We start from the raw sequence: 15,513 nt of genomic DNA, 5'->3' as shown, positions 1-15,513 counted from the left end.
CCCGAAGCCGGTGACGGGTGCTCAGGTGCGCTTGCGGAAGCGGGCCACCGCCAGCGGCGCCGTCACCACGGTGATCCCCGCCGACCAGATCAGCACCGTCACCACCGAACCGCCGACCGGGCCGCCGTTGATCAGCGCGCGGCAGGCGTCGGCCAGCGCGGACAGCGGGTTGTGCGTGGTGAACGCCTGCAGCCAACCCGGCATGGTGCTCGGCTGCGCGAAGATCGAGCTGCCGAACTGCAGGGGCATCATCACGATCATCGCCATGCCCTGCACCGCCTGGGCGCTGCGCATCGCCATGCCCAGCAGCATCGACACCCACATCAGCGAGGAACCGAACACCAGCGACAGGCCGACCGCGGCCAGCAGCTCCAGCGGGCCCGTTCTGATCTCCAGGCCGAGGACCAGCGCGAAGCCGATCAGCACCGTGAACGCGACCAGGGCCCGCAGAGTCTCCGCGATCATCTTCGACATCAGCACCGTCGAGCGCCCGATCGGCAGGGTGCGGAAACGGTCCATCACACCGGTCTGGAAATCGGTGTTCAGGCCGGTGCCCAGCGCCATCGCCAGGTTCAGGCCGGTGGTGCCCAGCAGGCCCGGCACCATGTACTGGAGATAGTCGTGCTGGTTGCCGGCCATCGCGCCGCCGAACACGTAGACGAACAGCAGGATCATGATGACCGGCACCAGCAGGGCGTCCAGCATGGACTCCGGGTCCGCCTTGATCCGCATCAGATTGCGACGGGTCAGCGCGCCCAGGTGGCGCAGGCTCGCGCGCAGGCCGATCCGGGCGTCGTCGGCGGAGCCCGCGGTTGCGGCGGGGGCGGGCGTCAGGGTGGCGGTGCTCATGCGACGGGCTCCTTGTCACGGGCCGGGGCGGGGACGGACGGCTTGCCGGTGATGGTCAGGAAGACCTCGTCCAGGCTGGGAAGCTTGGTGTCGATACCGGCGATCCCGAACCCTCGGGTGCCCAACACCCCTATGACCACCGTCAGTTGATCCTCCGCAGTGAGATGCACCGAGAGCAGCTCCGACTCCTCGGAGAACGTCGCCGGGACACCGGCCTCCCGCAGACAGCGGGCCATCTCCGGCAGCTCCGCCGGGCGCAGCGGACGCACCTGCAGACTCCGGCCGCCGACCTGCGTCTTCAGCTCCTGAATGCCGCCGCTGGCGATCACCCGGCCCTTGTCGATCACGGTCAGCGAGCCGGCGAGCTGCTCCGCCTCCTCCATGTACTGGGTGGTCAGCAGCACCGTCGAACCCTCGCCGACCATCCGCTGCACCTCGTCCCACACCTCGTTGCGGGTCCGCGGGTCCAGGCCGGTGGTGGGCTCGTCCAGGTACAGCACCTTCGGGCGGCCGATCATCGACGCCGCGAGGTCCAGGCGGCGCCGCATCCCGCCCGAATAGCCCTTGGCCGGGCGCCTGGCCGCGTCGGTCAGCGAGAACCGCTCCAGCAACTCGGCCGCCCGGGCCTTGGCGTCCCTGGCGGACAGGTCCAGCAGACGCCCGATCAGGTAGAGGTTCTCGTAGCCCGACAGCAGCTCGTCCACCGAGGCGTACTGGCCGGTCAGGCCGATCGTCCGCCGCAACTGCTTGGGCTGCCGCAACACGTCGTACCCGCCCACGAACGCCGTGCCCGCGTCCGGCTTGATCAGCGTCGACAGCACCCGCACCAGCGTGGTCTTCCCGGCCCCGTTCGGCCCGAGCAGCCCCAGCACCGTCCCCTCACGCACCGTCAGATCGACGCCGTCGAGGGCCTTCGTCTCCCCGTAGTGCTTCACAATGCCGTGGACCTCCACGGCGTTCCCCGCGATTCGTGTCATGGGACCACCGTGCGGGAGCCGCCTGTCACGGGACTGTCAGCCCGCTGTCAGGCCGACGGGCACGATGACAGTGAGAGCGCAACCGGGGGCGCGGGGAACTGCGCGAAGCGGAAGGCCCCCAACCGCAAGATCGCGACGCAGGACAGTCACTTGCACTTGATCGCGACCTTGCGGACGGGCTTGCGCTTGTCGCGCAGTTCCCCGCGCCCTTGCCGTTACTGGAAGCTGTGCTCCGGCCCCGGGAAGGTGCCTTCGCGGACGTCCGAGGCGAACTCGCTCGCGGCCTGCGCCAGCGTCTGGCGCAGGTTGGCGTACTGCTTGACGAACTTGGGGACGCGGCCGGCCGTCATGCCGGCGAAGTCGGTCCAGACGAGGACCTGCGCGTCGGTGCCGGGGCCGCCGCCGATGCCGACGGTCGGGATCGCGGAGTGGGTGGTGACCTCGGCGGCGAGTTCGGCGGGGACGGCTTCGAGGACGACGGAGAACGCGCCGGCCTGCTGGACGGCCTTCGCGTCGCGCAGCAGTTGGTGGGCGGCCTCGTCGCCGCGGCCCTGGACGGGGTAGCCGCCGTAGGCGTGCACGGACTGGGGGGTGAGGCCGATGTGGGCCATGACGGGGATGCCGGCCTCGACGAGGAGTTCGATGGTGCGGGCGCTGCGTTCGCCGCCTTCGAGCTTGACCGCGTGGACGCCGGCCTCCTTCATCAGGCGGGCCGCGTTGTGCATGGCCTGGGCGGGGGACTCCTGGTAGGAGCCGAAGGGCAGGTCGGCGACGATCAGGGCGCGCTGGGTGCCTCGGACGACGGCGGCGGAGAGCATCACCATCTGGTCCATGGTCACCGGCACGGTGGTTTCGTAGCCGAGGTGGCAGTTGCCGGCGGAGTCGCCGACCAGCAGGACGGGGATGCCGGCTTCGTCGAAGACGCCGGCGGTGAGGGCGTCGTAGGCGGTGAGCATGGCCCACCGTTCGCCGTTGCGCTTGGCCTTGGCGAGGTCCCGGACGGTGACCCGGCGGCTGGTGACCCCGCCGTAGAGCGTGTTGGCGGGCGCGTCCTGCGGTTGGGCAGGCTGAAGCGGAGAGGCGTTCATCGAACAGACTCCTGGTGTGTGTCGTCTCGTGGCGCCGTGCGGCGTCCCCGGATCTGGCTCCATGCTTGCACGCCACGGCCCGTCAGCAAAGGGGCGGGAGTCCAGTGGTGTCCGGCCGTCGAAGGGGTTCTTGGGGAGGTCTTTGCCGTACGGTGTCCCGACCGTTACGATACGGGACCGTCTCGTATCGAAAGCGCAGCTAGTCTGCTCGTATGACCTCGCCGACCGCGCCGCCGGCACCTCGGGTGCCGGAAGCCGTACACCGCCGACGCTGGTGGATCCTGGGCACCCTGGTGCTCGCCCTGCTCGTCGTCGTGCTCGACAACTCGATCCTCAACGTGGCGATGAAGACCATCGCCACCCCCGCCCCGGTGGGCCTCGGCGCGAGCCAGAGCGACCTGGAATGGGCAATCAACTCCTACACGCTGGTCTTCGCGGGCCTGCTGTTCACCGCCGGTCTGCTGGGCGACCGGTACGGCCGAAAGTGGACGCTGCTGTCCGGCATGGTGGTCTTCGGCCTCGGCTCGCTGCTGTCCGCGATCGCCGCCAGCCCGGGCGAACTCATCGGCTACCGCGCCGTGATGGGCATCGGCGCCGCGTTCGTGATGCCGGCGACGCTGGCCATCATCATGAACGTCTTCGAGCGGCACGAGCAGCCCAAGGCGATCGGCATCTGGGCCGGCGCGGTGGGCCTGGCGATCGCCATCGGCCCGATCACCGGCGGTCTGCTGATCGAGCACTTCTGGTGGGGCTCGGTCTTCCTGGTGAACGTTCCCATCGTGATCCTGGCGCTCGGCCTGATGGGCTGGCTGGTCCCGGACTCCAAGGACCCCAACCCGGGCAAGCTCGACCCGGTCGGTGTGCTGCTGTCCGTGGTCGGCCTGGTGGCGCTGATCTACGGCATCATCAAGGGCGGCGAACTCGCCGACTTCACCGCCCCCGAGGCCTGGGTGCCGACCCTGATCGGCGTGGCCGCGCTGGCCGGATTCGTGCTGTTCGAGAAGCACACCAGCCACCCCGCGCTGGACGTCACCTGGTTCCGCAACAAGGTGTTCTCCGCGTCGATCGGCGTGGTCGGCATCGTGTTCTTCGCGCTGATGGGCGTCTCGTTCTTCGGCGTGTTCTACATCCAGAGCGTGCGCGGCTACAGCGCCCTGCAGGCCGGTGAGCTGATGCTGCCGCTGGCCGTCGCCCAGCTGATCTTCGCGCCCCGGGCCCGGCTGGTGGTCGACCGGATCGGCGTCCGGCTGACCTGCGCCGGCGGCATGCTGCTGGTCACCATCGGCTTCCTCGGTTACGTGTTCCTGACCGCGACCAGCCCGATCTGGCTGCTGATCGTGCTCGGCTTCGTGATGGGCACCGGCATGGCGCACGTGATGCCGCCGGTGACGGTCGCCATCATGGGCGCGCTGCCGCGCGAGAAGGCCGGCGCGGGCTCCGCGCTGAACAACACCTTCCGCCAGGTCGGCGGCTCGCTGGGCATCGCGGTGCTGGGCGCGCTGCTGTCCACCGTGTACCGCAACGGCATGGAGGACCACCTCGGCACCGTGCAGGAGCAGCTCCGCGGACGGGCCGGCGAGTCGATCGAGTCCACCCTCGGGGTGGCCGAGAAGCTGCACCTGCCGGATCTGGTGGACCCGGCCAAGGACGCGTTCATCCACGCCATGCACGTGGTCTCCGCGGTCTCGGCCGGCGTCACCGTGCTCGGCGCGGTGCTCGTGATGGTGCTGCTGCCCGGCAAGCTCCCCACCGCCCCCGGCGGCCCGGCCGGCCGGGCCGAGGCGCAGGGCCGGGCGGGCTCCGACGCGAGTCCTGCCAAGGTTTGACCGCCAGGGTGGAGAATAAGGCCATGACAAGCGCCGACACTCCGCTCAAGCCGTGCCACGGCCCCGCCGCGGAGCAGGACGCTCCGCGGCGGGGCCGCCCGCGCAGCGAGGCCGCCGAGCAGGCGATCTACGGCGCCGTCGAGAAGCTGATGGAGGACGGCGTCGGCCTGGCCGAGCTGTCCATGGAGCGGATCGCCGCCGAGGCGGGCGTCGGCAAGGCCACCATCTACCGGCGCTGGCCCAACAAGGAAGCCCTGCTGGTGGACGTGGTGGACCGGCTGGAGGAGCCGATGCCCCCGCTGGTCGGCCCGACCTACCGGGAAGACCTGATCAGCGCCGTCGACTACATGCGCCGGCGCGGCCTGATCAAGCGCTCCCGGTGGATCGTCAAGTCCGCGCTCGGGCAGATGAACAGCTGGCCCGAGCTCAAGCAGACGTACCACGAACGAGTGGTCCACCCGCGCCGCGAGCTGATCCGGCAGATCGTCCGCCGCGGCGTCGAGGCGGGCGAACTCCGCTCCGACCTGGACGTCGAGCTGCTCTGCGAGATGCTGATGGGACCGATCCTGCTGCGCACCGTCCTGTGGGACGACGCGCCGCTGGAGGACCCGGACCTGCCCCGGCAGATGGTCACCGCCGCACTGGAGGGCCTCGCCGCCCGGTAGACCTCCGGTAGACCTGTCCGGGGTGGAACTCCTCGCACACTTTGTTGCGTCCCTCCCGTCATAGGCTGAGCCGAGAATCTGATCGGAGCAGGTCGGACCGGGCGGCGGGGAGCCGACAGGCACGGCGGCGAGGAGCGGGCATGGTGCGGGCGGACGGCCCGGCGGCAGCGGCGGACGGCCCGGTGGCAGCGGCGGACGAGCAGGCGCCGACCCGGCGCGAGCGGCTGCGGCGCTGGTTCGACTGGCGGCGCGGATGGCCGCTCACCCTGCTCGGCGTGCTGGTCACGGTGCTGCTGGTGGCGCACGCCCAGGTGCCGAACGCCGTCGGCAACCTCGGCAGCCTGCTGGAGACCTTCCTGCCCTGGCTGGGCGTGACGGTGCCGGTGCTGCTGGTACTCGCCCTGTGGCGGCGGTCCGGCACCGCCGTGCTGGCCGCGCTGCTGCCCGCCGCGGTGTGGCTGAACCTGTTCGGCGCGCTACTGGTCGACAAGAGCAGCGGCCCCGGCGACTTCACCGTGCTCAGCCACAACGTGGCCGCCGCCAACGACGACCCGCAGGGCACCATCCGGATGCTCACCGGCTCCGGCGCGCAGATCGTCGCCCTGCAGGAACTCTCCTCCGCCGCCGCCCCCGTGTACGCCGCCGGGCTGGCGCAGGCGTTCCCGTACCACGCGGTCGAGGGCACCGTCGGCCTGTGGTCCAGCTACCCGATCGACGACGTCACCGTGGTCGACATCAAGATGGGCTGGACCAGGGCCTTCCGCGCCCAGGTCACCACCCCCAAGGGCCCGCTCGCCGTGTACGTCGCCCACCTGCCCTCGGTGCGGGTCAAGTTCGACAGCGGCTTCACCGCCGGCCGCCGGGACGTCAGCGCGCACGCCCTCGGCGACGCCATCGCACACGAACCGCTGCGCAAGGTGCTGCTGCTCGGCGACCTCAACGGCACCATGAACGACCGCAGCCTGGCCCCGATCACCTCGCAACTGCGCTCCGCGCAGGGCGCGGCCGGCGACGGCTTCGGCTTCTCCTGGCCGGCGTCCTTCCCGATGGCCCGGATCGACCAGATCCTCAGCAAGGGCGGGCTGGTCCCCACCGACTCCCGCACCCTGCCGCCGGACGCGAGCGACCACCTGGCGCTGGTCGCCGCGTACCGGTACTGACACGGCGGCCGGCGGGCTGCGGGGTGTCGCTGGCGGTCGGTGGTGGGGGTGCTGCTGTTGACCTGCGGTCGGCGGCGCTGCGTGGGGTGGTTGACCTGCGGTCGGCCGCGTTGCGTGGCGTTGTTGACCTGCGGTCGGCCTTGCGGGGGTGTTGCTGGCCGGCCGGCTGCGGGGTGTCGCTGGCGGTCGGCCGCGCCGCGTGGCCCGTTGTTGACCTGCGGTCGGCCGCGCCGCGTGCCCGTTGTTGGCCTGCGGTCCGTCTTGCGCGGGTGTTGGTGGGGGCCGACCGCTCGGGTGGGGTTGTTGTGACCGGCGGTCGGCCGTGCTGCGTGCTGTTGGCGGCCAGCCGGTTGTGCGCCGTTGCCGGCCGGCTGTCAGCCGGGGTGCCTGCCGATCACCACGGTGGCGTCGCGCTCCTCGTCCTGCTCGATCCGGACCGCCAGGCCTTGGTGGGTCATCAGCGTGGCCGTCGCCGGGGCCTGGCGTTCGCTGGTCTCGATCAGCAGGTGACCGCCCGGCGCCAGCCAGTGCGGCGCGGCGGCCGCCACCCGGCGCTGTACCGCCAGTCCGTCGGCGCCGCCGTCCAGTGCCACCGGCGGCTCGTGGTCGCGGGCCTCCGGCGGCAGTAGCGGTATCTCGTCGGTCGGCACGTACGGGGCGTTGGCCACCAGCAGCCCGACCCGGCCGCGCAGGTCGGCGGGCAGCGGGGCGTCCAGGTCGCCCAGGTGCACCGCGCCGCCGTACGGGGCCAGGTTGTGGCGGGCGCAGGCGACGGCGGCCGGGTCGACGTCGGCGGCGTGCAGTTCGATCGCGCCGAGCCGGTCGGCCAGCGCCGCGCCGATCGCGCCGGAGCCGCAGCACAGGTCCAGCACCACCGTGCCGGGCGCGCCCAGCGCGAGGGCCCGCTCGACCAGGAACTCGCTGCGGCGGCGCGGCACGAACACCCCCGGGGCCAGTGCGATGCGCAGCCCGGCGAACTCGGCGAAGCCCACCACCTGCTCCAACGGGTGCCCTGCGCACCGGAGTTCGAGCATCTCGGCGAGCCGGTCGGGACGGTCGGCGGCGGACAGCAGCAGCCGGGCCTCGTCCTCGGCGAAGACGCAGCCGGCTGCCCGCAGCCGCTCGGTGAGCTGGTCGGCCAGGTGGGCGGGGGAATGGGGGAGTGACACGGGGACCTCTCGGAAAGCCTTGCGGGCTCCCCGTCCGGTCAGACCGCGGCCCGACGGCGGGGGAGCACCTCGACAACCTGCACGGTGATCTCTCCCACCTCCTTCGGCCGGCGCGCCGTCCATGATCGGGCACGTATCGCGGCGCTCACCCTAAACCCCTGGCGCCCGTCCTGTCAGCCCATCGGCAGCCCTTTGTCAGCCCTGCCGCCAGCGGTTGGTGATGGGCAGTCGCCGGTCGCGGCCGAAGTTCTTCGGCGAGACCTTCGGGCCCGGCGGGTACTGCCGGCGCTTGTACTCGGCGGTGTCGACCAGGCGTACCACGCGGTCCACCACCTCGGCCGGGAAGCCCTCGGCGACGATCGCGTCCCGGCCCTGGTCGCCCTCGACGTAGCGGTCCAGGACGGCGTCCAGCAGGTCGTAGTCCGGCAGCGAGTCGGTGTCCACCTGGTCGGGGCGCAGCTCGGCGGACGGCGGCTTGCTGATGGTGTTCTCCGGGATCGGCGGCACCTCGCCGCGCGCCTCGGCCTGCGCGTTGCGCCAGCGGGCCAGCCGGAAGATCAGCGACTTGTAGACGTCCTTGATCGGGCCGTACGCGCCGACCGAGTCGCCGTACAACGTGGAGTAGCCGACCGCGAGTTCGCTCTTGTTGCCCGGGGCGAGGACGATCTGCCCCTCCTGGTTGGAGATCGCCATCAGCAGGGTGCCGCGCAGCCGGGACTGCAGGTTCTCCTCCGCCAGGCCGGTCAGCTCGGTGGCGCCCATGTACGCGTCGAACATCGGGGCGATCGGGACGGTGCGGAAGTGCAGGCCGGTGCGGCGGGCCAGCTCGGCGGCGTCGTCGCGGGAGTGCTGCGAGGAGTAGCGCGAGGGCATCGAGACGCCGTACACGTGCTCCGCGCCGATCGCGTCCACCGCGATCGCCGCGACCAGCGCCGAGTCGATGCCGCCGGACAGGCCGATCAGCACCGAGCGCATGCCGTTCTTGCGGACGTACGCCCGGGTGCCCTCGACCAGCGCCGCGTACACCTCGGCCTCGTCGTCCAGCCGCTCGCCGATCTGCGGCAGCACGGGCTCGGCCGGGGCGGGCTTCGGCTCGCCGCCGAGGTCGACCCGGGTCAGGCGCAGGCCGTCGGCGAGCACCGTGCCGTCCGGCAGACCGGGCTCGGACGCGGCCGGCAGGTCGAGGTCCATGACCAGCAGCGCCTCCTCGAACTGCGGTCCGCGGGCGAGCAGTTCACCGTCCGTGCCGACCACCAGCGACTCGCCGTCGAAGACCAGCTCGTCCTGCGCGCCGACCATGTTCAGGTACACCAGCGGGCAACCGGCCTCGGCCGCGCGGCGCTTGACCAGCTCCAGCCGGACGTCGTCCTTGTCCCGCTCGTACGGAGAGCCGTTGATCGACAGCAGCAGCCCCGCGCCGGCCTGACCGGTGGCGGTGACCCGGCCGCCCTCCTGCCAGATGTCCTCGCAGATCGCCAGCGCGACGTCCACGCCGTGCAGCCGAAGGACCGTCAGCTGGTCGCCCGGCACGAAGTAGCGGTACTCGTCGAACACGCCGTAGTTCGGCAGGAAGTGCTTGGCGAACCGGGTGACCACCTCGCCGCCGCGCAGCACCGCCGCGCAGTTCTGCGGCTTGCCCGCGTACCTGCTGCCCGGCTCGCCGCGGCCCAGGTAGCCGACCAGCACCGGGGTGTCGCCCAGGCCCTCGGCCTGCAGCTTGGCCGCCAGGTCCACCAGGGCGGCGCGCGAGCCCTCCACGAAAGAGCTGCGGAACGCCAGGTCCTCGACCGGGTAGCCCGTGAGCACCATCTCCGGGAACGCGATCAGATCCGCGCCGGACTCGGCGGCCCGCTTCGACCAGCGCAGCACCTCCTCGCTGTTGCGGGCGAGGTCACCGACCCAGGGGTCGATCTGGCACAGGGCGAGACGCAGATTCGGCATGAGCACGAGTGTAATCGTCTAACTGACGTTATGTGGCGAGGGGTGGCCCCCGAGGGTGCTGCCGCTGTCTTCGCGCGGTCGGCAAGCGGGCGGGTATCCGCCATGATGGGTGACGGCGCGATGCGTCCGGTTCAGGGCGTGTCAGGCGTAACACGGGCGTAAAGAGCAGAGGTGAGACTGTCCCCATGGGCAAGCAGCAGGAGTTCGTGCTTCGCGCACTCGAAGAGCGTGACATCCGGTTCGTCCGGCTGTGGTTCACCGACGTCCTCGGTTTCCTCAAGTCCGTGGCGGTCGCCCCCGCGGAACTGGAGCAGGCCTTCGAGGAGGGCATCGGCTTCGACGGCTCCGCGATCGAGGGCTTCGCCCGGGTGTACGAGTCCGACATGATCGCCAAGCCGGACCCCACCACCTTCCAGATACTGCCGTGGCGCTCCGAGAACCCCGGTACCGCCCGGATGTTCTGCGACATCCTGATGCCCGACGGCTCCCCGTCCTACGCCGACCCGCGCTACGTCCTCAAGCGGACCCTGGAGAAGGCCTCCGACCAGGGATTCACCTTCTACACCCACCCCGAGATCGAGTTCTTCCTGCTCAAGGACCTCCCCGGCGACGGCACCCCGCCCATCCCCGCCGACCAGTCCGGCTACTTCGACCACACCCCGCGCGGCATCGGCCACGACTTCCGCCGCCAGGCCATCACCATGCTCGAATCCATGGGCATCTCGGTCGAGTTCAGCCACCACGAGGGCGCCCCCGGCCAGCAGGAGATCGACCTGCGCTACGCCGACGCGCTCTCCACCGCCGACAACATCATGACCTTCCGCCTGGTCATGAAGGAGGTCGCGCTCGAACAGGGCGTCCACGCCAGCTTCATGCCCAAGCCGTTCTCCAACTTCCCCGGCTCCGGCATGCACACCCACGTCTCCCTCTTCGAGGGCGACCGCAACGCGTTCCACGAATCCGGCGCCGAGTACCAGCTCTCCAAGGTCGGCCGCTCCTTCATCGCCGGCCTGCTCAAGTACGCCGCCGAGACCGCCGCCGTCACCAACCAGTGGGTCAACTCCTACAAGCGCATCTGGGGCGGCTCCCAGCGCACCGCCGGCGCCGGCGGCGAAGCCCCCTCCTACATCTGCTGGGGCCACAACAACCGCTCCGCCCTGATCCGCGTCCCCATGTACAAGCCCGGCAAGCAGGGCTCCACCCGCATCGAGGTCCGCTCCCTCGACACCGGCTGCAACCCCTACCTCGCCTACGCCGTCACCCTCGCCGCCGGCCTCAAGGGCATCGAGGACAACCTCGAACTCCCCCCCGGCGCGGACGACGACGTCTGGGCCCTCACCGACGCCGAACGCCGCGCCCTCGGCATCCAGCCCATGCCCCAGAACCTCGGCGAGGCGATCGACCTCATGCAGCGCAGCGAACTCGTCGCCGAGACGCTGGGCGAGCACGTCTTCGACTTCTTCCTGCGCAACAAGCGGCAGGAGTGGGAGGAGTACCGCTCGGAGGTCACTCCGTTCGAGCTGCGGAAGATCCTCCAGGTGCTGTAGCCCGGCTTGTTTTGACGGGACCTGGGGCCCCGGTCCGGTTGCGACTTCGCGCCGGGCCGGGGCCTGCTTGCTAGGCTTCCGCGCCGGGGGTGATCGTGGCCGGGACACGTGAGTTGCTGGTGGTGGAGCACGAGGTGATCGACGCCGAGGCGGAGATCGATCGGCTGATGTTCTGGAAGCGGCTGTCGATCCTGTGGGGGTTCGGCGGCGTACCGGTGCTCGTGCTCGGGATCGTCGCGATCAACGTCTTCGTCGACTACTCGCGGCCCGGGCAGGGGCGGTTGGGCCTGAACCTGCTGCTGGGACTTCCGCTCGCGGCCTCGCTCGTCGGGGCCCCGGTGAGGTGGTTCGACCTGCGGGGGGCTGTCCTCACGGCCCGGACCAAGCTGAAGAAGCTGGAGTCCGAGCGCAGGTCGATCCTGGCGAAGCAGAACCGGGCCGTGGCGAGTTCGTTCCACGAGTACCGGGAATCGGTCGTGGAGATCCGGGACAGCTACCGGCGGGGAGCCGGGAAGTACCGGAACCGGCACAACTTCTTCCAGGTCTCGGTGCTGGTGGGGTCGATTCTGACCTCGGTCTCCACCACCGCCTCGGTCTCCACCACCGCCTCGGCCGAGGAGGGCGGCTGGCGCTGGTTCGCGGTGGCGCTGAGTGCGACGGTGAGCATCTCGGCCGGCGTCATCTCCTACTTCAAGTTCCGCGAGCGGAGCATGAACCTTCAGCAGACGGCCGACGCGCTCGACATGGAGATCCAGTCGCTGAACCTCGGGATCCGGCGCTACAAGCGGCTGCCGCCCGAGGAGGCGGCGGCGTGCTTCGCCGAGGAGGTGGAGCGGCTGAAGGAGGAACAGCGGAAGAAGGAGCTCCAGTTGGAGCAGCCGCCCGAGGTCCAGCAGCGCGACACCGCCCCGGCGGGCGGGCTGGCGCAGTGAGCGGCGGCGCCGCGCGGGGGCCCTCGCGGCAGGAGCTGATCCGGCGCCGGCGGCGCAGTGGGTTCGTCGGGCGGCGCAGTGAACTGGCCGCGTTCACCGAGGTGCTGCGGCAGACGCGCCGCCTGCGTCCCGGAGCAGCGCCACTTCCTTCATGTGGCGTCCCGTACCACCAGTACGGTGGCCGGGAAGCGCAGCCCGGTGCGGGAGGGTCCGGGCCAATGAGAGGGGGAGGACGGTGCGTCACGGGCGGTGCCCGGGCCCGGGGGGAACGTACGCTTCGGGCAGGGGGTACCTGGGGGTAGCCATGGGAGGCGGAGCGGTGGAGGAGCGGTCCGGGAGCCGGGTCAGCCGGCTGGAGACTCGACTGGTGCGGCGGGGGTTCTCCGACCCCGACCAGGCGGTGCGGCTGCTCGACGAACCGGCGTTGCAGGGGCTGGCGGGGGATCCGGTGCTGCTGGACGCGCTCGGTGGGGCGGCCGATCCGGATCAGGCGCTGTTCGGGTTGGCGCGGTTGCTGGAGGCGCTGGATCCGCACGAGCGGCACACCTTGCGGGACACGCTCACCACGTCGAAGCCGCTGCGTGACCGGCTGCTGGGGGTGCTGGGGGCGTCGGCCGCGCTCGGTGATCATCTGGCCCGGCATCCGAGGGACTGGCACGCCCTGGTCAGTTTCGAGCTGCGGGACATCCACCCCGGGAGCGGGGACTTCCTCGCCGAGCTGGCCCGTCGCGTGCAGGCGGGAGACGGTGAGGAGGACGCGTTGCGGGCCGCGTACCGGCGGTGCCTGTTGGCGATCGCCGCGCGGGACCTGTCCGGGACGACGGATCTGCCGCAGGCGGCGGCCGAGCTGGCCGACCTGGCGGGGGCCACGTTGCAGACGGCGCTGGAGCTGGCCGCCGCCCGGGACCCGGGGGCGGCCGAGGCGTGCCGGCTGGCGGTGATCGGGATGGGCAAGTGCGGCGGCCGGGAGCTCAACTACGTCTCCGACGTGGACGTGATCTTCGTCGCGGAGCCGCGTGACGGCGTGGACGAGCAGCGGGCGATGCAGGCGGCGACCCGGCTGGCCGCGCGGTTGATGCGGCTGTGCTCGGAGACCACCGGCGAGGGCGTGATCTGGCCGGTGGACGCCAATCTGCGTCCGGAGGGCCGCAACGGTCCGCTGGTGCGCACCCTGGCCAGCCATCTCGCCTACTACCGGCGCTGGGCCAAGACCTGGGAGTTCCAGGCGCTGCTGAAGGCCCGCCCGGTCGCGGGGGACGCCGAGCTCGGCCGGGCGTACACCGAGGCGGTGGCCCCGCTGGTGTGGGAGGCCGCCGCCCGCGAGCACTTCGTGGCCGATGTCCAGCAGATGCGCCGCCGGGTGGTCGACACGATCCCGGCGGGCCAGCTGGAGCGGCAGCTGAAACTCGGCCCGGGCGGGCTGCGGGACGTCGAGTTCGCCGTCCAACTGCTGCAACTCGTGCACGGCCGGACCGACGAGGGCCTGCGCAGCGGCAACACCCTGGAAGCGCTTTCCGCGCTCTCCGCCGGGGGTTACGTCGGCCGCGCCGACGCCGCCTCGCTGGACGGCGCGTACCGCTTCCTGCGCACCCTCGAACACCGCATCCAACTGCACCGGCTGCGCCGCACCCACCTGATGCCCACCGATCCGGCCGACCTGCGCCGACTGGCCCGCACCATGGCCCCGCTGATCAACGGCGACACCCGGGACGACCCGGTCACCGCGCTGCAACGGGAGTGGAAGCGGCACGCCCTGGAGGTGCGCCGGCTGCACGAGCGGCTGTTCTACCGCCCGCTGCTGGACGCCGTCGCCGAACTGCCGGTCGCCGAACTGCGGGTCACCCGCCCCGGCGCCGCCGGGCTCACCCCCGAGGGCGCCCGGCAGCGCCTCGCCGCACTCGGCTACGCCGACCCGGCCGCCGCGCTGCGGCACATCTCCGCACTCGCCTCCGGCGTCAGCCGCAAGGCCGCCATCCAGCGCACCCTGCTGCCGGTGCTGCTCGGCTGGTTCGCCGACTCCGCCGACCCGGACGCCGGCCTGCTCAACTTCCGGCAGGTCTCCGACGCGCTCGGCGGCACCCCCTGGTACCTGCGGCTGCTGCGCGACGAGGGCGCGGCCGCCGAACAGCTGGCCCGGGTGCTGTCGGCGGGGCGGTTCGCCCCCGATCTGCTGATGCGCGCGCCCGAGGCGGTCGCGATGCTGGGCGACTCGACCGGGGTGACGCCGCGTGGCCGGGCCGCCCTGGAGTCGGAGATCCTCGCCGCGGTCGGCCGCGCCGACAGCCCCTCGGCCGGGGTGGCCGCGGTACGGTCGGTGCGCCGCCGCGAACTGTTCCGCACCGCCGCCGCCGACCTGCTCGGCCGCCTCGACGAGGACCCCGCGAAGGCACTGGACGCCGCCGGCGAGGCGCTCACCTCGATCACCGCCGCCACCCTGCAGGGCGCGCTGCGCGCCGCGACCGCCGGCTGGGAGGACCGCAACGGCGAACTGCCCACCCGGATCGCGGTCATCGGCATGGGACGGTTCGGCGGCCACGAACTCGGCTACGGCTCCGACGCGGACGTGCTGTTCGTCCACGAGCCGCGACTCGGCGTGCTGGACGACGACGCGGCGGAAGCGGCCAAGGCCGTGATCGGCGAGATGCGGACACTCCTGGCCGCGCCCTCGGTCGAACCGCCGCTGGAGGTCGACGCCGACCTCCGCCCCGAGGGGCGCAACGGTCCACTGGTGCGCACCCTGGCCTCGTACGCCGGGTACTACGCGCGCTGGTCGCACGCCTGGGAGAGCCAGGCGCTGCTGCGGGCCGAACCGATGGCCGGCGATCTCGCACTCGGCGCACGGTTCCGGGACCTGATCGACCCCCTCCGCTACCCCGGCGCGGGCGTCTCCGAGCGCGACCTGACGGAGATCCGCCGCATCAAGGCACGGATCGAGGCGGAGCGCCTGCCCCGCGGCGCCGACCCCACCACCCACACGAAGATCGGCCGCGGCGGCCTGGCGGACGTGGAGTGGACGGTCCAGCTCCTCCAGCTCCGCCACGGCCACGAAATCCCGGGCCTGCGCACCACCCGGACCCGGGGGGCCCTGGCCGCCGCGACGGCGGCCGGGCTGGTGGAACGGGAGGACGCGGAGGTGCTGGACGCCGCGTGGGTCCTGGCCTCGCGCGTGCGGGCCGCCGTGATGCTGGTGCGGGGCCGGGCCGGGGACAGCTTTCCGGGCGACGCGAGGGAACTGGCGGGTGTGGCGCGCTACCTGGGCTACGGGGCCGGGCACTCCGGCGAGTTGCTGGACGACTACCGTCGGGTCACGCGACGGGCCCGGCACGCGATGGAGCGGCTGTTCTACGGGACCAGTTAGG

General features: G+C 71.8%; 11 protein-coding genes. 6 read left to right on the top strand and 5 right to left on the bottom strand.

Annotated features, from left to right (window positions below):
* Positions 1 to 21: 21 nt before the first annotated feature.
* The 3 genes from ACFV18_RS10145 to panB all read right to left on the bottom strand — a co-directional run bounded on the left by ACFV18_RS10145 (position 22) and on the right by panB (position 2,914).
* A complete protein-coding gene (locus ACFV18_RS10145; protein WP_380481355.1) occupies positions 22 to 849 on the bottom strand; it encodes an ABC transporter permease in 828 nt (275 codons plus the stop codon).
* Positions 846 to 1,826, bottom strand: a complete 981-nt coding sequence (locus ACFV18_RS10140) for an ATP-binding cassette domain-containing protein (RefSeq protein WP_380481353.1) — start codon at positions 1,824 to 1,826, stop codon at positions 846 to 848. The genes ACFV18_RS10145 and ACFV18_RS10140 overlap by 4 nt, the downstream gene beginning before the upstream one ends.
* A gap of 215 nt (positions 1,827 to 2,041) precedes the next feature.
* A complete protein-coding gene (panB, locus tag ACFV18_RS10135) occupies positions 2,042 to 2,914 on the bottom strand; it encodes a 3-methyl-2-oxobutanoate hydroxymethyltransferase (protein ID WP_380481351.1) in 873 nt (290 codons plus the stop codon).
* Positions 2,915 to 3,126: 212 nt separating this feature from the next.
* Here panB and ACFV18_RS10130 point away from each other — a divergent pair, with 212 nt between their 5' ends.
* The 3 genes from ACFV18_RS10130 (at position 3,127) to ACFV18_RS10120 (ending at position 6,565) form a co-directional block, all read left to right on the top strand.
* Positions 3,127 to 4,740, top strand: coding sequence for an MFS transporter (locus ACFV18_RS10130; RefSeq protein WP_380481349.1), 1,614 nt, complete (start codon positions 3,127 to 3,129; stop codon positions 4,738 to 4,740).
* A gap of 23 nt (positions 4,741 to 4,763) precedes the next feature.
* On the top strand, positions 4,764 to 5,405 hold the full coding sequence (locus ACFV18_RS10125) for a TetR/AcrR family transcriptional regulator (protein WP_380481347.1): 642 nt from the start codon (positions 4,764 to 4,766) through the stop codon (positions 5,403 to 5,405).
* A gap of 140 nt (positions 5,406 to 5,545) precedes the next feature.
* Positions 5,546 to 6,565 (top strand): endonuclease/exonuclease/phosphatase family protein, encoded by a 1,020-nt coding sequence (locus tag ACFV18_RS10120; RefSeq protein ID WP_380481345.1) that lies wholly within the window; start codon positions 5,546 to 5,548, stop codon positions 6,563 to 6,565.
* A 374-nt stretch (positions 6,566 to 6,939) separates the two neighbouring features.
* On the opposite strand, the gene ACFV18_RS10115 is transcribed toward ACFV18_RS10120, so the two are convergent.
* The gene (locus ACFV18_RS10115) at positions 6,940 to 7,734 is read right to left on the bottom strand and encodes a putative protein N(5)-glutamine methyltransferase (protein WP_380481342.1); all 795 of its coding nucleotides are present in this window, start codon (positions 7,732 to 7,734) and stop codon (positions 6,940 to 6,942) included.
* A gap of 195 nt (positions 7,735 to 7,929) precedes the next feature.
* Positions 7,930 to 9,675 (bottom strand): NAD+ synthase, encoded by a 1,746-nt coding sequence (locus ACFV18_RS10110; protein ID WP_380481339.1) that lies wholly within the window; start codon positions 9,673 to 9,675, stop codon positions 7,930 to 7,932.
* Between the two features lie 185 nt (positions 9,676 to 9,860).
* Here ACFV18_RS10110 and glnA point away from each other — a divergent pair, with 185 nt between their 5' ends.
* From glnA to ACFV18_RS10095, 3 genes are all read left to right on the top strand, one after another.
* A complete protein-coding gene (gene glnA / locus ACFV18_RS10105) occupies positions 9,861 to 11,222 on the top strand; it encodes a type I glutamate--ammonia ligase (RefSeq protein ID WP_380481337.1) in 1,362 nt (453 codons plus the stop codon).
* A gap of 95 nt (positions 11,223 to 11,317) precedes the next feature.
* Positions 11,318 to 12,154: a DUF4231 domain-containing protein gene (locus tag ACFV18_RS10100; protein WP_380481334.1), complete on the top strand. Its 837-nt coding sequence runs from the start codon at positions 11,318 to 11,320 to the stop codon at positions 12,152 to 12,154.
* A 319-nt stretch (positions 12,155 to 12,473) separates the two neighbouring features.
* Positions 12,474 to 15,512, top strand: coding sequence for a bifunctional [glutamine synthetase] adenylyltransferase/[glutamine synthetase]-adenylyl-L-tyrosine phosphorylase (locus tag ACFV18_RS10095; RefSeq protein WP_380481332.1), 3,039 nt, complete (start codon positions 12,474 to 12,476; stop codon positions 15,510 to 15,512).
* Position 15,513: the final 1 nt, after the last annotated feature.

Origin of the sequence: Kitasatospora sp. NPDC059673, from assembly GCF_042734215.1 — a bacterium.
Classification (GTDB): Bacteria; Actinomycetota; Actinomycetes; order Streptomycetales; family Streptomycetaceae; genus Kitasatospora.
The sequence above is the reverse complement of the archived record's forward strand: the minus strand, read 5'-3'. Positions and strand labels throughout refer to the sequence as shown.